This window comes from Brevibacillus composti (assembly GCF_016406105.1).
GTDB lineage: Bacteria > Bacillota > Bacilli > Brevibacillales > Brevibacillaceae > Brevibacillus > Brevibacillus composti.
On the sequence record NZ_CP066308.1, the window covers coordinates 2,687,756 to 2,704,670 of the forward strand.

The window sequence follows — 16,915 nt, forward strand, 5'->3', positions numbered from 1 at the left end:
TTTTTTTCGGTTTTCGAAACAGGGACAGACAAACAGACGGTTTCATCGGCATATGATAGCTTTTGCCAAAAAAATGAATACAGGAGTGGTGATGACCATGTGCGGAATTACCGGATGGATCGACTGGGAGCGGGATGTCCAAAGCGAGCCCGCCCTCGTGGAAGCCATGACAAAAGCATTGACAGATCGGGGACCGGATGAAGCGGGGATCTGGTTCTCCCCCTCCAAGCACGCAGCCTTTGGTCATCGCCGCCTGATCGTCGTGGATCCCGCAGGAGGCAGGCAGCCGATGACGAGGCGGCGGGATGACGGAACAGCGTATACGCTCGTCTACAACGGTGAATTGTACAATACCGCCGATCTGCGCCAGGAATTGATCGGCCGCGGCCACCGCTTCCGCTCCCACTCCGATACGGAAGTATTGCTCGCCGCCTACATGGAGTGGGGGGCCGATTGCCTGCATAAGCTAAACGGCATCTTCGCCTTTGCCGTCTGGGAGGAAAAAGCGCAGCGACTCTTTCTGGCCCGTGATCGCCTGGGCGTCAAACCGCTTTTTTTCGCGCAACGGAAGAGTGCCTTTCTCTTTGGGTCGGAGCTGAAAGCACTGCTGGCCCATCCGCTGGTTGAGCCTGAGGTCGGCAAGGAAGGACTGGCGGAAATCTTCGTACTCGGCCCTTCCCGCACGCCGGGTCACGGGGTTTTTCAAAATGTGTGGGAACTTCGCCCGGGCTATCATCTGACAGTCACGCGCGATGGCGTGCGGGAGCAGAAATACTGGGGACTCGTCAGCCACCCGCATGAGGATGATCTCAGCCGGACGGCTTTGGCCATCCGCGAGCTGCTCTATGACTCCATCGCCCGGCAGCTCATATCCGATGTACCGATCGGCACCCTGCTCTCCGGAGGGCTGGACTCCAGTGCGATCACGGCCATCGCTGCGGCTGTCTTTGCGGAGGAAGGACGCGGCACGCTGCGCACCTATTCAGTCGACTACGCAGACAACGACCGCCATTTTCAGACGAGCGAGTACCAGCCGGGCGACGACGCTCCCTACGTCCGGCTGATAGCGGATCGCTTCGGCACGAAGCATCAAACGGTCCTGCTGGAGAATACGGCCTTGACCGATGCGCTGCGCGCCGCTCTTCAGGCCCGTGACCTGCCCGGGATGGCCGACGTGGATAGTTCGCTGTATCTGTTCTGCCGAGAGATCAAAAAGGAGACGACCGTCGTCCTGTCCGGGGAATGCGCGGATGAGATGTTCGGCGGATACCCCTGGTTTTACCGTGGGGAGATTCCGGGCCAGCGGTCTTTTCCCTGGCTGCAAGCCACCAGCGAGCGGGCGGCCTGGCTGTCCCCCGAGATGAGGGAATGGATCAAGCCGGAGGCGTACCTCAAACGGCGCTATGAAGAGGCGCTGGACGAAGTGCCCCGGATGCCCGGCGAGAATCCCGCCGAAGCGCGGCAGCGCGAACTGTTTTTCCTCAATCTCACGCGGTTCATGAGCACACTGCTGGATCGGAAGGACCGCATGAGCATGGCCGCCGGTCTCGAGGCCCGGGTCCCTTTTTGCGATCACCGGCTGATCCAATACGTCTGGAACATCCCGTGGGAGATGAAAAACACAGGCAATCGGGAAAAAGGCATTCTGCGGCTGGCTCTGGAGGGAATTCTCCCGGAAGAGGTCCTGTACCGAAAAAAAAGCCCCTACCCCAAGACGCATCATCCCGCCTACACGGAAGCGGCTCGCTCCTGGCTGCTCGGAGTGCTGGACGACCCGGACTCTCCGCTCCGGCCATTGATCGACGTTACGGCCGTGAAGCGTTTTGCTCAGGGGGAAGCGCCGGCATCCGGCAAGCCTTATTTTGGACAGCTGATGGGCGGCCCGCAGATGTTTGCCTATTTGGCCTCCATCGATCTGTGGATGCGGACCTACAAGGTCACCGTCACTTCCTGAACTTCGGAAATAAGCCGGAGCGCGTTCCATCCGCATGTCCCGAACATATAAAAAAACCGTCTGAATCTCAGACGGTTTTTGTCTTCACGTAGGAAGCAAGGAATGCTATAAGCCAGGTTCTGTCTCTCCCGTGCTGCAAACGGATCCTCTCCTCGCACCAAGAGCGGCAGTCATCTATCTATGGCGCACCAGGCGCCATCCGTCCCTCCGTTGAATTCCTTCAGGACGGTTCCCCTACCAAATTTGGGTTTCTCGCTCGCAGGGTTTACCGCGTTCCATCTTTCCTGTCGCCAGGAAAGCTACGTTTCTGTGGCACTTTCAGCGTACTCGGGTCTCAGGGAGAACCCTTTCTGCGCCGTCAGCGAAGCCGAAGCCTCACTGCCCTGGTTTGCACCAGGTACGAACACTCCAGACATCTCAGTCTGGGCGAGCCTGGACTTTCCTCTACCGCCGACCCGAAGGCCGCGGCAGCGACTACCCACATTCCTTGCCCACTCGAATGAATCGGCAACAAATAATGTATCATATTGCGACTGCTACCGTCAACCAATGTCTGCTGGAAACACTGGCAAATTGTGAATAACGCTCTGCTGTAGTACAATATGAGTTGTTCTTGGATCGTGAAACTAGCATAACTTGGAGGAAAAGATCTATGCTGCTTCTGCCTTTTGAAAATCACGTTCCCCGCATTCACGAGTCGGTCTTTTTGGCAAAAGGGGCCGTCGTCTCCGGTGATGTGGAGATCGGCGAAGATTCGACAATTTGGTACAACACCGTCATTCGCGGGGATATCGCCCCTACCATTATCGGCCGCCGAGTCAGCGTGCAGGACAACAGCACGCTGCATCAAAGCCCGGGCAATCCGCTGATCCTGGAGGATGAGGTCACCGTCGGACATAATGTCGTCCTGCACAGCTGCATTATTCGCCGTGGCGCTTTGATCGGCATGGGCTCCATCATCCTGGACGGCGCGGAGATCGGCGAGGAAGCGCTGGTCGGTGCAGGCGCGCTGGTGCCGCCGGGCATGAAAGTGCCGCCGCGCACGCTGGTCGTCGGCTCCCCAGCCAAAGTAAAACGGGAATTGACGGAAGAAGACTTCAAAGAATTCAGGCGCATCCGCCAATCTTATGTGGACAAAGGAAAACTGTATCGCAAGTTGGAAGAAGAACCGCTCACCCGCAGTTGACGGCCGGGGAGCGGTCTTCTTTTGTTCTTTCAGAAAGCCGATCTTCGCAAGCGGACTTTTGGCTTTCACTATTGGACTTGCGGCAAGCCGGGTTTTCCCAATCAGGCGGCTTGTTTGGCTTCACGCACCTTTTGGCGCATGTAGTCAAACTGACGGTAGGAGCGGATCGCGGTCTCCAGATGGATCCGGCTGGGCTCCTTTGTCGTAAGATGACGCTGAAAGAAGCGGGAGAGGCGGTACAGCCCTCCGCAGTATTTGCGCAGAATGCGATCTGCCGTCATGCCGAGCACGATGCCGAGAAAGCCGGCCGCCACGCTGAAAGCTAACGGAACAAAGGGAACCGCCAGCAAAAACGCCGCAAAAAAGCAGACGACCAGATTGGTCGAGCAGCCGTCGTTGACAATATCCGCCCGGCCGATCTCTTCCCAGGCGTCGAGCCGTTTTTCACCCCGGTAGCTGAATACTTTATGCTCGGCTCCGTGGAATTTTTTCAGTTCGCGGGGAAAGACAAAGTGAAATCCGGCCCCGTATACGGCCGCCCACCACGGATTGAGAAAGGCCCACTCCGGAGAGAGGAGGGCCGCCGCCACGTACAGCAGGAGAGCCGCATGAAACAGCTGATAGTACCAGGGAAAGGAGAAAAAAATGCGCATCCACAGCTTGCCGATGGTCCGCAGGGTGATTTTTTCCGCCCATACCTCGATGACGCCGTCTTTGACCTCGGCGCAGGCGAGCACATGACGGTCGTGAAAAAGAACACCGCGAGAAAAAGAGATTCCCATCACCATTATCTATTCTCCTTCCGTTGCTTCATCAGTATAATAAGAAGAATGTACGCAGAATGAAGGAGGGGTCTATCCATGATCCGCATGGTACCAACTACACCGCTAACACCGAGTCACGACCCGTGGGAGCCATTGTTTCACGCGACTCCGCCTGCATACAAGCTGACCAGTGTGGAATTTACCGTCACCAACCTGTGCAATCTCCGCTGCGAGCACTGTGCAGTAGGCGACACGCTGCGATTCAAAGACGATCCGGCACTGCCGATTGAGACGATCCTGCGTCGTCTGGATGAAGCGCAAGACCTCGCTACCCTCAGTATAACAGGCGGGGAACCCATGTACAGTGAACGAACCGTCAAAGAGTTTATCCTGCCGCTCCTGCGCTATGCCGCAGACCGGGGGCTTCGCACCCAGATCAACTCCAATCTGACGATGCCCTTCTCCCGATATGAGCTGATCCTGCCCTATATAGATGTCATGCATATGTCCTGGAACTGGGCCTCGCCCGAGGAGTTCCATACCATTGTTTACGCAAAGAGCAGGCAAACGGTTTCGGCCAAACAGGCGGAGCAGCAGTTTCGCGCGATCTGGGAAACGGCCGGAAAATTGGCGCAATCCGGCGTATTTGTTTCCGCGGAAACCATGTTAAACAAGCGAACCTTCCACCAATTGCCAACCCTTCACCGGCAGATTCAGGAGATGGGCTGTCTGCGCCATGAGGTTCATCCGATGTACGCCAGCGATTTTGCCCGCGATCTGGAGGTGCTTACCCTGCCAGAGCTGCGCCAAGCGATTCATGAACTGCTCGATGTGCGAAATGAAGAGCTGTGGATGCTGTTTGGCACCCTGCCGTTTTTTGCTTGCAGCCCGCTTGCGGAAGATCGGGAGTTGATCCAGCGATTGCGCCGGGCAAAGAATGTCACGGTGAGAAACGACCCGGACGGGCGCAATCGGCTTAACGTAAATATCTTTACCGGCGATGTCATCGTGACGGATTTCGGCGATGTCGCTCCGCTGGGCAATGTCCAGACAGACCGTTTGGACGCGATGTTTACCGCCTGGCAAAAACATCCGCTCAACCAAAACATCAACTGCTTCTGCCCGGCTGCCGCATGTGCCGGCCCCAATCTGCTGGTTGCCAACACCTACTATCCGGGTGAAAACTTCACCAAGCGAAAAGCGCTGGTCTAATGGGCATGCTAACCCTGAGGTGATGGGTATGAGCAGAAGGAGAAGAAGGCCTCTCGTCCCCGGGGCACAGGCCGGACTGGACCGACTGAAGGCACAGGTGGCCGGGGTCCGGGAGCCGGACGAGGCCAAGTACGAGATCGCCCAAGAGCTGGAGGTGCCCTTGCAGAAAGGGTACAACGGACAGCTTACCTCCCATGATGCTGGCCGGATCGGCGGCCATCTCGGGGGCCATATGGTGAAAGAGCTGGTTCGCATGGCGATGGAGCAGCTCCCCCGCAAATAGAAAAACCGCATCCGTGTCCGATGCGGTTCTTTCGCGTAAATGTCAGCGAAGCCGGTCCAATCGCTTGGCGCTTCTCCTCACGGGCCCAAGCATGGAGCGGCTGATGCTGTTTACTTTGTGAAACGAATCAAACATCTGATCCAGGACCTCGACCAGTTCCCGCACCTGCACCACTTTTCCGTAGACGCCGTCAAAATGGTGGCGAACATTTTTGGCATTCAGCCGAAGCATGACCGCACCTCCTCTGTATCTCTTCTACCACCCTATGCACATCCGGCAAAAGCGGGTCCCTGCTATTTCTGGTGAAAACGCCCATTTTTTTTTTATTGCTTTTGGAAGCAGCTGGCCAGTCCCCCGAGAGGTTTTCCAATAGATAGCGAAAAGCGATAAAGTGGAGTATCGCGGCTATGCTGAGAAGAAGCATGAAAAAGGGGCCATCCCACCGTCTAAACCAGCCGGTTGGGAGGCCCCTTTTCTCATTACGTGGTGCGCGGCCGCGGCCGTGCCTCAAGACGCGTCACGCGCTGCTCCAGCCGATCGACTCTGCGATCCAGGTCACGGATGTTGCGCTCTGCACGGTCCATCCGCTCATCGAGACGGCGGATGCGGCGGTCTATATCCGTCGTCGGGGGCGGTGTCGGCACAGGCGGTCTGATCGGGACGTAGATGTTTTGCCCGATGTAAATGTAATACGGAGCAGGAATGTTATTGACGCGTATCAATTCTTGAACCGGTACACCAAAGCGGGCGGCAATGGCGTTTAATGTATCCCCGGGTTGGACTACGTAATTCACGTAAACCACTCCTTTTTTGTTTTTGATTCGTTATTAACCTATGCCCGCCCGCCTTGCCGCGAAATAAACCAACACCTATTTTCAAAAGAATGGTTGTTTACCCATGCCAGATGCCGTGACGAGAACTGGCATACTGGTCGCATCCAGTCCATCCCGCCTCCCAGCATTTGCTTGTATGATGCAATTTTCCACCAGTTGGTTCCCGCCGTTTTTAAGAGCAGCTCGCAGAAGGGGGCATGGTCACCGGCTCCTGGCGGCCCCAAGCGGCTCCTTACAGCCCCTCCCGTCACTGTCTTTGCCGGACGAAAAAAAAGCCACCAGTGGCAATCACTGATGACTTGTACGGTGAATCGGTCACAACTTGTTTATTTGAATACCGGCTCTGCAAACTGCGCCAGTTTTTCCAGCGAGCTTTTTTCCACGTCGGCATGCAGGCTGTTGCCGTGAGAGTCCATGGTCACGATCGCCGCAAAGCCGTTTACGCGCAGGTGCCACATCGCTTCCGGAATACCGAATTCCATGAAGTCTACCCCTTCTACCTTTTCAATGCAGTCGGCGTAGTATTGCGCCGCTCCGCCGATCGCATTCAGGTACACGGCCCCGTGCTCGCCCAGCGCTTTCAGGGTTTTGGCTCCCATGCCGCCTTTTCCGATCACGGCGCGAATGCCGAACTTTTTGATGATGTCCCCTTGGTACGGCTCCTCGCGGATGGACGTGGTCGGTCCTGCCGCTTTGACATGCCACTCGCCCTGTTCGTCCTTCAGCATCACCGGACCGCAGTGGTAGATGACGCCGCCGTTCAGATCGACCGGGCAGTCGTGGTCCATCAGGTATTTATGCAGGGCGTCGCGGCCGGTATGCATGATGCCGTTAATGATCACCACGTCGCCTACCTTGAGGCTGCGGATCTGCTCCTCGGTAATCGGCGCTTGCAGCACTACTTCACGGCGTTCTGCCGGCTGCTCGGCGGCAGCGTCCAGATTCATCTCCACCGGTTCATCCTTGTAGAGATAGCGCTTGATTTCGCCAGTTTCCGGGTTGATGCGGACGCCTTGACGGCGGAACGCCCAGCAGTTGTACGCCACAGAGACGAAGAAGCTGGCCGGCAGCCTGTTTTCCACGCCGATCTTGCAGCCGAGCAGGGTGGATGCGCCGCCGAAGCCCATGGTTCCGATGCCCAGCTCGTTCGCTTTTTCCATGATGTACGCTTCCAGCTCAGCCAGCTCCGGAATCGGGTTCACATCATCGACACGGCGGAACAGCTGGTGTTTGGCCAGCGCATAGCCGGAGGTCCGGTCGCCGCCGATGCCCACGCCGATGAAGCCGGCGCTGCAGCCCTGTCCTTGGGCTTGGTAGACGGAGTGCAGGATGCATTTGCGAATGCCGTCCAGATCGCGGCCTGCTTTGCCCAGCCCTTCCAGCTCACAGGGGAGGGAGTATTGGATATTTTTATTCTCACAGCCGCCCCCTTTGAGGATCAGCTTGATTTCGACTTCGTCTTCTTCCCATTGCTCGAAGTGAATGACAGGCGTTCCGGGTCCCAGGTTGTCTCCGCTGTTGGCTCCGGTGAGCGAATCTACCGAATTGGGACGCAATTTGCCGGTTTTGGTCGCCTCTACCACAGCTTCGTAGATCGCTTTTTTGATCACGAGCTGATTCACCCCTACGGGCGTTTTGATTTCAAACGTCGGCATACCGGTATCCTGGCAAATCGGCGATACATTGTCTTCCGCCATCTTGATATTTTGGGCGATGGTAGACAGCGAGAGGGCCGCACGGGTACCCTGGTCTTCTTTTGCTTTCGCGTCATTGATGGCGCGGCGCACATCTGGAGGGAGATTGGTCGAGGTCTCCGTAATCAGCTCCAGAATACTTTGCTTCCATGTATCCATCCTTGTCCGCTCCTTTTTGTATATGTTTTTCGATGTATGAAACCGCCTTTCATTATATCACACCCGTCCCTACTTTTGTCCGCTGAAAGTGCCCCTCGGTGTGTGAAACATTTCCGGATGCTCGCCGTCCTATAGGAAGAAAAAGGAGGGATTATCGTCGTGAAGAAAACGATTGGTTTGCTACTGTCAGGGGTCCTCCTCTTTGCCTTGGGGATTGGGCTGCAGGGAGTGTATGGGGATCGTCCACCAGTCGCCGTGGCGGAAGAATCGCCTCCCTCTCCCCAGCGTGCAGCGGTCTCACCTGAGGAGGAAGAGCCGCTGCCTGTCGTCGGCTCGTATCCATCTCTCAAAAAGCTGCTGAAGACCTATGAAGATAGCTTGGTGGTCTATGAAACAGAAGTGTCTCTCTCCGATGGAGCCGCTCCGGTGCAAGAAATGGCCCGCGTGGAAAGCATGAAAACAGCCAGTGCTCCCGCTATGGATTCCGCTGACTTTTCTGTGACCAATGTGCAGGTGCAGGGCGTCGATGAAGCGGACGTCGCAATGACCGACGGAACCTATCTGTACCAGGCCACGCCCGAGGAAGTCCGGATCATTCGCGCACAGCCTGTGGATCGCATGGAGGTGGTCAGCCGGATCAGCTACGCGGACCAATCGTTTCACCCGCTGGAACTCTACCTCGATGAAAAGAGACTGGTTGTGATCGGCCACTCCATGCCCCCAGCGGTACGGGATTACCCCGCCGTGAAGAAAAAGAAGGCGGCGCCAGCACTCCCCCCCAGCTACAGCACGCTGGTGCAGGCACTGGTCTATGATGTGACCGATAAGAGCGCACCCCGGCTGACTCGCACGCTGGAAGCCGACGGCCACTACGTCTCCTCCCGCAAAATCGGGTCCAACCTGTACTTGGTAACCAACAAGCCGATCGACAGCCATCTGCTCTACGCGTCCGAACAAGGTGCTCTCCCGATCTACCGAGACTCGGCCCAGGGGAATGCCTATCAAACGGTCCGTTTTGACGAAATCCGCTATTTTCCGGAGATCGTCAGGCCTGAATACCTCATCGCGGCGGGAGCCAATCTGGACGACCCGAAGCAGCCGCTCTCCATCCACACCTACCTGGGGGCGGGTGAGAACGTCTACGCTTCTCCTGACCATCTGTACGTAGCCCTAACCGGGCGCCAACATTCACCTGCGCTGGAAAAGGCTCCCTCGCTGCTTCCCAGCCGGCGCGCGCCTGCTCCGCCCGAAGAGGTGCAGACTACGCTCTACCGGTTCTCGATGAAAGCCGGGACTCTCAGCTACACGGGGAAAGGGTCGGTACCCGGCCGATTGCTGAATCAGTTTTCCATGGATGAGCATGAGGATCATCTGCGGATCGCCACCACTACGGGGGATATGTGGCGGACGGACGAAGGTACTTCCAAAAATAACCTCTATGTTCTGGACAACAAGCTGAAGCTGGCCGGAGTGCTGGAAGGCATTGCCCCCGGCGAGAAAATATACGCGGTCCGCTTCATGGGCGATCGCGCGTACATGGTCACCTTCAAGCAAGTCGATCCGCTGTTTGTTATCGATGTCCGCAATCCCGCTGCACCGCAAGTCCTCGGCGCGCTGAAAATCCCGGGCTACAGCGATTACCTCCATCCCTACGATGAAAATCACATCATCGGGTTTGGCAAGGACGCTGTCGCCGACAAGGAGACCGCCTTTTACCAAGGCATGAAGCTCGCCCTCTTCGATGTAACGGATGTGAACAATCCGCGCGAGAAGTTTCAAACGGTGATTGGCGATCGCGGGACCGATTCCGAGCTTTTGCGCAATCACAAGGCGCTGCTCTTTTCCAAAGAGAAAGAGCTGCTGGCCTTCCCCGTCAGCGTCCATACGCTGTCGCATGCACAAAAAGCTGCCGGCCAGGCGAGTGCGTTTGGGGATTTTTCCTTCCAGGGCGCCTATGTCTACCGGTTGAATAAAGACGAAGGCTTTGCCTTGCGCGGCCGGATCACGCATCTCGATCCCGACGATCTGAAAAAAGCCGGCCATGACTGGTATGACAGCGCCAAAAACATCGAGAGGATCATCTACATCGGCGACACCCTGTACACACTCTCCCGCGATAAGGTGAAAGCGAACAACCTGCAAACGCTGACGGAATACAGAACATTGCACCTGTCCAAATAAAGGAAACCATCTGTCAAGCGTGCAAATTCTGTGCTACTATTAACAGGAGACGCAGCAAAGAGAGGGTGTCATCTGTTTGGATTACTTTGACTTAAATCTGACCTCGACGCTTTCCGGTGTTACTGCTGTGCTGATGGTCGCCTTCTTTCGGCTGCACTGGCCGTTTCGGTATCAGTACCTCGGCTATCTCTGCAAGCAGCATCCGGAGAAGCGCATGCGGTGGCTGGACGCATCGTACCGTCGCAATCGCACCCGAATCGTCGCGATGCTGGACAAATCTTCCTACGAAATCCTGTCGGGCAATTACGAGCTCGCGGAAAAGTATATTGTGCAAGGACTGCATGTCTGCAAAGAGCGTCCCTCCCTGTTCAATCAGGCGATGGCCCACTACCTCTTCTACAACCTGGCCTTCGTCTATTTTACCAGCGGCAAGTACAGCGAAGCCCTGGACGTCGCGTTTCGGGTCTACCAGCGAGATCAGGGCATGACGGACTCGCTTGGACTGATCGCCTGCTCTCACGCCCGCCTGGGAGAAATCGAGAGCGCGGTCGAAGCCTACCGGCTGATCCCCGGCAAACGTTCGACCCGGGAGTGGAAAATTCTCTGCCTCGCCGAAATCGAGGCGGCAAAAGGCAATTACGAGCGCGCCCTCGGCCACTTGCAAAAGCTCATGACCAAGTCGGGGCTTGCTCTCTGCCTGAATCAATCCGAACTGCAAAAGCGCTTTGAAGAATGGACAAAAGCCTCTACCCGCGTCGGGTGAGGCTTTTTGCATGGGGGAATCAGTTGTTTCGAACGAGTCCGATCAGCTCTTCAAAGAAGGGGGCGATGTCGCCCTGCAAGACGGGACCGTGACCCGTAGCCAGATATTCAATCGGCCACCTCAAGAGGATCTCCAGGCCTTCAGCTAACCCTTCGGCCTTTTGCGGGTCCTCCTCCTTGCATTTCTGAAGAAAGTGGCGATAAGCATCCCGCTGGAGCCCGCCATATTCGACCAAGCGCTCAAACGGCGCCTGGCCAAAATGGATGTGGTCCCCGACAAAGCACACTTTGGTATCGGGATCGTAAAAGGCAACAGAGCCCTCGGTGTGGTAAGGCAGCTGGCGAAACTGAAGCAGCGGCAGGTCACCCCCGATGCCCGTGAAGGTGTGCCCGAAAAAGGTTTGTGAAAAATCATCCAATTCATAGTAATCTTCGAGATGAATCCAGTTATGCCGGGAGGAAAACAGGTCGGCATTGCCAATATGGTCAGCATGACGATGCGTATAGTATACGTAAGCAATCTGCTCCGTCTTGACTCCAATCTCCACAAGCGCCTGTTGGAAGTAGGGGCGGTGCTTGCGAAGATGGGAGTCAATCAGCACATAGGCATCGTTCTTTGCGATTACATAGCTGTTGATGTAGCTTTGCCACGCTTCTTCATAGGTGAGGATTGCCCAAGTGGAATCGGCTATGAGTTCGGTTACGTTTGTCAAGCGCCCATCTCTCCTCTCCTTCCAAAAGTATATTCCTCCCCTTATTATACACAATTGACCAGGGAAGTGCCGCAGAAAAACACGTTTACCTTTCTTGCAGACTGACCCAGATGCGCCCCTGCCCTTCGCGAATGTCGAGCGGCACCTCAAAGAAACGGCTGAGCTCTTCCTTTGTCAGCACTTCCCGTGTGCGCCCCGCCTTTTCGACTTGCCCCTTTTTGAGCAACAGGGTATGCGTGAAGCAGGGCAGGATCTCCTCGATATGATGCGTCACGTAGAGCAGCGTCGGTCCATCTGGCTGCTCCGCGATCTGGGCGATCATGGACAAGAGCTGCTCGCGCGCCAGCAGGTCCAAGCCCGTGCAAGGCTCGTCCAAGATGAGCAGTCGCGGCGATGCCATCAACGCCCGAGCGATCAGGACCTTTTGCCTCTCCCCTTGCGAGAGTGTCCGATAAGCCGCGTCACGCAAATGGCCGCAGCCAAATTGTTCCAGGAGAGTATAGGCCCGCTCGATGTCTTCTTCGGCAGGCTTCGTGTACAGGCCGATCGTGGCCTCTCTGCCGCTAAGCACGACGCGCTCCGCTGTCTCATTTTCATGGAGTTGGGACATCAGCGAAGAGCTTACCCACCCGATCGACTTGCGCATATCGCGCAAATCTACCTGGCCATAGCGCTGTCCCAGTACCGTTACGCTTCCCTTTGTCGGCCAGATGTAGCCGCAGATGATATTGAGCAGGCTCGTCTTGCCGGAACCGTTTTGACCCACGAGGCACCAGTGCTCCCCGTCTTGTACCTGCCAGTTCACCTGGCGCAGGATCTGCTTGTCTTCACGCAGCCAGGTTACTTCGCGAATATCGATGACGATCTTCTCTCCCATTCTCCCGTCACTCCTTCTCTCTAGCAAAAACCGTATTAGTACGAGTATACACCAGTCGCGGCAAACGTCACGAGAGTCGGGACGAATTTCGCTATCGCTTTACCTGCTGCCTGTCGCATCCCGGCCAGCTGCCTGAGCAAATATCGACAGAAAATGACATGGAAAAGTTTGTGACTTTTTTTGATCGTTTTTTCCCAGAAAAAAAGCAGGCCGCATGACCCGCTTTTCCTCATCCCCTGACTGCTACATTTTTTTTGCCTACTGAAGACCCTGCTTCTTTTCCTCCAGCACTTCCTGAATCAGGATCACGCCATGCGAGAGAGTCGCGCCGCCGCCAAAAGCTCCTGCCACTGCGACGACCTCCGCGATTTCGTGTTCGCTGGCCCCCTCATCCAGCAGGGCTTCCAGATGGTATACGATGCAATGCTCATTACCCGCATACAGAGCGATCGCCAGGGCAGACAGATGCTTTTGCTTTGCAGACAAGGCCCCTTGCGAAAAGCATTTGCTGGTAAAATCATTGTACGCTTGCAGGGCATCGGGCATCATTTGACCAAATGCGCGCAGCCCTTCCCGATATTGCTCCGCCAAATAGTGCTCCATCACTGGACTCCTCCTGTCAAATTCTCGCAGTTAGCTTCCCACCAAAAGGAAAGGCTCATTCATCGCTTCCAGCCGATTCGGGGAAATACTATGAAGGACACCCATCTTGGACAGGGAGGGATGCCGGATGATACGGCTGGGTTATGCATGCATCCGTCTGGACAGCTCCAGCAATCCGAACAAAAAATCGACCGTCGCACAGCTATCGAAGCTGAGTCCCGAGGCCAGGCGAAAAAAGCTGCGCCAGGTTTTGCAGACGAACTTCTTCAACTTGATGGATTTGCTCGCCTACAATGTGGAGCATCATATTTACCTTTACCGTCTCCCCTCGGAGTTTATCCCGCTAGCTACCCATCGCATCACCGAAGACTGGGACTGGGCCAAGGAGTTTGCCTGGGATTTTGACAAAGCGGGCGCCTATATCAAAAAGCATGGCATTCGCCTGACTTCCCACCCTGGCCACTACAGTATCCTGAATACGGATAACCCCAATGTCCTGCAGGCCACCATCGCGGATTTTTCGTATCATGCACAGGTCTTCGACTTGATGGGACTGGACGATAATTCTGTGCTCGTCACGCATGTGGGCGGCGTCTACAATGACAAGGAGACTTCCCTAAAGCGGTTTGCTGAGCATTTTGCACTGCTGCCCGAGTCCGTCAAACGAAGGCTGGTCGTCGAAAATGACGACACCTCCTTCACGATGCTGGACGTGCTCACGCTCTGTGAAGAGATCGGCATTCCCATGGTGCTGGACGTGCATCACCACCAGGTGCACAACAACGGCGAGGATCTCTATGAATACGTTCCGCGAATTCTCGCGACGTGGGGAAACCGCAGGCCGAAGATGCACTTTTCCTCCCCCAAGTCGCAGGAAGATGTGCGGGCCCATGCTGACGAGATTGATGCCAGCCATTTTATCGAGTGGGTATCCCGGATGAGCGATTATGACCTCGATGTGATGCTGGAGTGCAAAAATAAGGATGACGCCCTGCTGGCGCTGAGAAGAGACATGCATAAAGCTGGGGTTTCCGTTGAAGCGCACGCACTTGGACAAAAATGAGCCCTATCCGTCAACACGTGGAGAGGGCAGCGAGAGCGGGAAGCAAAAAAAAAAAAACGCGGCTCACAGTGAGCTGCGTTCTTTGCGTATGCTGAATTGATCAGCAGCCGCAATCACATCCGGTTGAGGAAGAGCCGTGTCGGCGGCTGTACCTGTACGACCGTTTCCGGGAGGAGCGGTAATCGGATGAGCCGTACCCGGACGAGGAGGAGCTGCTTTCCATGCGGTACTGCGGATAACAGCTGTCGTAGTAGTGGCGCATTCTCCGTTTATGGTGCTGGTACTGGCGGTAATACATGTTGTACTTTTTCCGTTGGTGGCGGTACTGTTCGCACTTTTGCCGATAGTGATGCATCCGCTCCATGTGCATCCTGTAACGGAACAGAAGCATCTCCAGATTTACCGAAGACTCCATTTTGGGCCGGGCAGGCATCCTGTGTCTGGAAGGCGGCCTGCGGTTTGGCGACATGTTCGGTGACGGCATATTGGGTGATGGCATGTTGGGCGACGGCATCATCGGCCTCGGCATCATCCGGTACGGCATTTGGGGAGATGGCATGTTAGGCGATGGCATGTTGGGCGACGGCATGTTGGGCGATGGCATATTTGGCGATGGCATCATGGGCGATGGCATAATCGGCGACGGCAGATTCGGCGACGGCTTAGGCATTTCTTTGGGCCGGCGTGGCATCGGCCGGGCTGGCGGCATTGGCGGCATATTACGGCGGTTTTCCAATCTCACACGTCCTCTCTAATGAAATCGCACAGTACATGGTATGACATTCACCCGTCCAGAGAAACGACACTTGCCCATATTCTGCAAAAAACAGCGCCCTTTTTTGGTCGATTTGGTACCGGCTCAGGATCCCTTCACCTGACAACGGTATGAGTAAAATGTTCGTGGGCAAACCGAAAAGAAATTTTTGAAGAAAAATCAGTTGGAGGGTATAGAAAAGGGCTTCTCTTCTTGGTAAAGTGTAAAGCGCCAAAACCAAACACACCAAGGAGGAGAAACCCTGTGAGCAAGTTTACCACGGAATTTCCCACAATGAAAGAGCTTGAAACGTTGTTGTTTCGAACGTTGCAGGAACAGTTCGCTGCCGGTATGGCTTATATTTTGGAAGCGTTGGACGAGTATCTGATGCATCAACGGGATCATTCACGCTTTCGGCTGAAGGACCAACGAGAAGTCCAGATCGACACGCTCTTTGGTACGGTTCGATTCAAACGGCGATTGTATCAGGATCGCGTGAAGGGTCAACATGTGTATTTGTTGGATCGTATGCTGGCCTTTGACGGGCGGGAGAAGCTAAGCCCGTTTTTGGAAGAGATAGCGATCGAATTTGCTAGCCAAGGCCCCTCGTACCGGGACAGCGCAAAACGCTTGGAAGCGTTACTGGGGTATCGGGTACTGAGCCATGAGGCCATTCGGGACAAACTAATCACGCGGGTTGAACAAGCATCAACCATCGTGTCGAAAGCGACCCGAAGGTCGGTTCGCGTATTGTTTGTGGAAGTGGATGGACTTTACACCTCATTGCAGAGGCAACGCCAGCGGGGAATGGAAAATCGAATGGCGATTGTGCACGAAGGATGGGAACAAGAGGGGGACCGAGTGCGGCTTAGGTCGAAACGCCATTACCTGCATACGACGAAGGGAGAGTTCTGGGAAGGGTTTGGCGACTTTCTGGTTCGTCATTACGACATGGATGAAAACACATGGATCGTAGTCAATGGGGATGGGGCCAATTGGATTGGAGAATGCGAATCCTACTTTCACCGCTGTATTTACACACTGGATCGCTTTCATGTGGCGCGAGAATTGCGCCGATTCCTGGGTCAGTTGCCAGAGACGTGGCAGACGGTAAGGCAGGCGTTGGCGGCCTTTGAAGCGGATATCTTGCTGGCGACAGTAGAGTCCGTACCGGAGGAAAAGATTCTGGAAGAGCACCGGAACGAATGGCGGAAATACGTGGCCTATTTACGGCGGCATCGAAGGCATCTTATCGACTATCGAAAGGTTCTGGGTGAAGCTGGTATCGACACGACGGGCATGCGTCCAATGGGGAGTGCGGAAGCGCAAATGCGGGTGATGGCAAAAAGGACCAAACGAGGCGGCTACAGTTGGAGTGTACGGGGAGTACAAGCGATGTTGCGAGCCATTATGGCACGACAAGAGGGAAGTCGTTTGAGCGGCCAGGCGATAGCGAAGAAGCAAGTGTTACAGCCCAACCCAATGGTCCGAGTGAAGGACTTGCTACGGGAAGTGAAAGAGCAGGCAAAAGGCTATATAAACGGGACGATCCGCCTGTTGCACGGGCCATATCAAAGCAGCCCTACCGGGCTGGCCTTAAAAGCCCTTCGCGGATGAGGCAAAAATCGAGTGGAAGAAAGGAATCATACAAAAATAAAGCGCTTTCAAGAAGAGGAAACCAGAAGTCTTATTTTGGAGACAAAAAAATCCTGCCCACTATGGCTTGACTCACACCTGACAACGGTTTCACTTGACACCATCGCAAGCAGTGCTACAATAAGGAGTATTAGAAATCATCTAAATAATTTGAGACAAACGGAAAGCGGGGACCAAGATGCAGAATCGGGCGCTTTGCACGTTTTGGAAATTGAATACCC

Annotated in this window: 16 protein-coding genes and 1 other RNA gene; 9 read left to right on the plus strand and 8 right to left on the minus strand. The window is 55.3% G+C overall.

What is annotated here, in order from left to right:
• Nucleotides 1-97: 97 nt before the first annotated feature.
• Nucleotides 98-1,954 (plus strand): asparagine synthase (glutamine-hydrolyzing), encoded by a 1,857-nt coding sequence (asnB, locus tag JD108_RS13730; protein WP_198826626.1) that lies wholly within the window; start codon nt 98-100, stop codon nt 1,952-1,954.
• 103 nt (nt 1,955-2,057) lie between these two features.
• On the opposite strand, the gene rnpB is transcribed toward asnB, so the two are convergent.
• An RNA gene (gene rnpB / locus JD108_RS13735) (RNase P RNA component class B) lies at nt 2,058-2,440 on the minus strand.
• Between the two features lie 166 nt (nt 2,441-2,606).
• Here rnpB and JD108_RS13740 point away from each other — a divergent pair.
• Entirely contained in the window at nt 2,607-3,140 is a 534-nt protein-coding gene (locus JD108_RS13740; protein WP_198826627.1) for a gamma carbonic anhydrase, read from the plus strand.
• A gap of 101 nt (nt 3,141-3,241) precedes the next feature.
• On the opposite strand, the gene JD108_RS13745 is transcribed toward JD108_RS13740, so the two are convergent.
• Nucleotides 3,242-3,928 carry a DUF1385 domain-containing protein gene (locus JD108_RS13745; RefSeq protein WP_198826628.1) on the minus strand — a complete coding sequence of 229 codons (687 nt, stop codon included), beginning with the start codon at nt 3,926-3,928 and terminating at the stop codon, nt 3,242-3,244.
• Nucleotides 3,929-4,000: 72 nt separating this feature from the next.
• Here JD108_RS13745 and yfkAB point away from each other — a divergent pair, with 72 nt between their 5' ends.
• On the plus strand, nt 4,001-5,116 hold the full coding sequence (gene yfkAB, locus JD108_RS13750; RefSeq protein ID WP_198826629.1) for a radical SAM/CxCxxxxC motif protein YfkAB: 1,116 nt from the start codon (nt 4,001-4,003) through the stop codon (nt 5,114-5,116).
• Nucleotides 5,117-5,144: 28 nt separating this feature from the next.
• Nucleotides 5,145-5,399, plus strand: coding sequence for an alpha/beta-type small acid-soluble spore protein (locus tag JD108_RS13755; RefSeq protein WP_198826630.1), 255 nt, complete (start codon nt 5,145-5,147; stop codon nt 5,397-5,399).
• A 42-nt stretch (nt 5,400-5,441) separates the two neighbouring features.
• Here the strand turns inward: JD108_RS13755 and JD108_RS13760 are convergent, their stop codons facing one another.
• The 3 genes from JD108_RS13760 to JD108_RS13770 all read right to left on the minus strand — a co-directional run bounded on the left by JD108_RS13760 (nt 5,442) and on the right by JD108_RS13770 (nt 8,085).
• The gene (locus JD108_RS13760; protein ID WP_198826631.1) at nt 5,442-5,630 is read right to left on the minus strand and encodes a hypothetical protein; all 189 of its coding nucleotides are present in this window, start codon (nt 5,628-5,630) and stop codon (nt 5,442-5,444) included.
• A 248-nt stretch (nt 5,631-5,878) separates the two neighbouring features.
• Nucleotides 5,879-6,193, minus strand: a complete 315-nt coding sequence (locus JD108_RS13765) for a LysM peptidoglycan-binding domain-containing protein (protein WP_198826632.1) — start codon at nt 6,191-6,193, stop codon at nt 5,879-5,881.
• Nucleotides 6,194-6,558: 365 nt separating this feature from the next.
• Nucleotides 6,559-8,085 (minus strand): fumarate hydratase, encoded by a 1,527-nt coding sequence (locus tag JD108_RS13770; protein ID WP_198826633.1) that lies wholly within the window; start codon nt 8,083-8,085, stop codon nt 6,559-6,561.
• A gap of 159 nt (nt 8,086-8,244) precedes the next feature.
• Here JD108_RS13770 and JD108_RS13775 point away from each other — a divergent pair, with 159 nt between their 5' ends.
• Nucleotides 8,245-10,266 carry a beta-propeller domain-containing protein gene (locus JD108_RS13775; RefSeq protein ID WP_198826634.1) on the plus strand — a complete coding sequence of 674 codons (2,022 nt, stop codon included), beginning with the start codon at nt 8,245-8,247 and terminating at the stop codon, nt 10,264-10,266.
• A gap of 76 nt (nt 10,267-10,342) precedes the next feature.
• Nucleotides 10,343-11,029, plus strand: a complete 687-nt coding sequence (locus JD108_RS13780; RefSeq protein WP_198826635.1) for a tetratricopeptide repeat protein — start codon at nt 10,343-10,345, stop codon at nt 11,027-11,029.
• Between the two features lie 19 nt (nt 11,030-11,048).
• Here the strand turns inward: JD108_RS13780 and JD108_RS13785 are convergent, their stop codons facing one another.
• From JD108_RS13785 to JD108_RS13795, 3 genes are all read right to left on the minus strand, one after another.
• A complete protein-coding gene (locus tag JD108_RS13785) occupies nt 11,049-11,741 on the minus strand; it encodes an MBL fold metallo-hydrolase (RefSeq protein WP_198826636.1) in 693 nt (230 codons plus the stop codon).
• An 85-nt stretch (nt 11,742-11,826) separates the two neighbouring features.
• A complete protein-coding gene (locus JD108_RS13790; protein ID WP_407649339.1) occupies nt 11,827-12,618 on the minus strand; it encodes an ABC transporter ATP-binding protein in 792 nt (263 codons plus the stop codon).
• A gap of 258 nt (nt 12,619-12,876) precedes the next feature.
• Nucleotides 12,877-13,221, minus strand: coding sequence for a carboxymuconolactone decarboxylase family protein (locus JD108_RS13795; RefSeq protein ID WP_198826637.1), 345 nt, complete (start codon nt 13,219-13,221; stop codon nt 12,877-12,879).
• A 127-nt stretch (nt 13,222-13,348) separates the two neighbouring features.
• On the opposite strand from JD108_RS13795, the gene uvsE reads away from it, so the two are divergent.
• From uvsE to JD108_RS13810, 3 genes are all read left to right on the plus strand, one after another.
• The gene (gene uvsE, locus JD108_RS13800; RefSeq protein WP_198826638.1) at nt 13,349-14,284 is read left to right on the plus strand and encodes a UV DNA damage repair endonuclease UvsE; all 936 of its coding nucleotides are present in this window, start codon (nt 13,349-13,351) and stop codon (nt 14,282-14,284) included.
• Between the two features lie 416 nt (nt 14,285-14,700).
• On the plus strand, nt 14,701-15,039 hold the full coding sequence (locus tag JD108_RS22355; RefSeq protein ID WP_228728144.1) for a hypothetical protein: 339 nt from the start codon (nt 14,701-14,703) through the stop codon (nt 15,037-15,039).
• Nucleotides 15,040-15,302: 263 nt separating this feature from the next.
• On the plus strand, nt 15,303-16,655 hold the full coding sequence (locus tag JD108_RS13810) for an ISLre2 family transposase (protein ID WP_198826639.1): 1,353 nt from the start codon (nt 15,303-15,305) through the stop codon (nt 16,653-16,655).
• Nucleotides 16,656-16,915: the final 260 nt, after the last annotated feature.

What these genes read in the sequence shown, in the direction of transcription:
- asnB (WP_198826626.1), top strand. Translation starts at nt 98, where the DNA reads ATGTGCGGAATTACCGGATGGATCGACTGGGAGCGGGATGTCCAAAGC.
- JD108_RS13740 (WP_198826627.1), top strand. Translation starts at nt 2,607, where the DNA reads ATGCTGCTTCTGCCTTTTGAAAATCACGTTCCCCGCATTCACGAGTCG.
- JD108_RS13745 (WP_198826628.1), bottom strand. Translation starts at nt 3,928, where the DNA reads ATGGTGATGGGAATCTCTTTTTCTCGCGGTGTTCTTTTTCACGACCGT.
- yfkAB (WP_198826629.1), top strand. Translation starts at nt 4,001, where the DNA reads ATGATCCGCATGGTACCAACTACACCGCTAACACCGAGTCACGACCCG.
- JD108_RS13755 (WP_198826630.1), top strand. Translation starts at nt 5,145, where the DNA reads ATGAGCAGAAGGAGAAGAAGGCCTCTCGTCCCCGGGGCACAGGCCGGA.
- JD108_RS13760 (WP_198826631.1), bottom strand. Translation starts at nt 5,630, where the DNA reads ATGCTTCGGCTGAATGCCAAAAATGTTCGCCACCATTTTGACGGCGTC.
- JD108_RS13770 (WP_198826633.1), bottom strand. Translation starts at nt 8,085, where the DNA reads ATGGATACATGGAAGCAAAGTATTCTGGAGCTGATTACGGAGACCTCG.
- JD108_RS13790 (WP_407649339.1), bottom strand. Translation starts at nt 12,618, where the DNA reads ATGGGAGAGAAGATCGTCATCGATATTCGCGAAGTAACCTGGCTGCGT.
- JD108_RS13795 (WP_198826637.1), bottom strand. Translation starts at nt 13,221, where the DNA reads ATGGAGCACTATTTGGCGGAGCAATATCGGGAAGGGCTGCGCGCATTT.
- uvsE (WP_198826638.1), top strand. Translation starts at nt 13,349, where the DNA reads ATGATACGGCTGGGTTATGCATGCATCCGTCTGGACAGCTCCAGCAAT.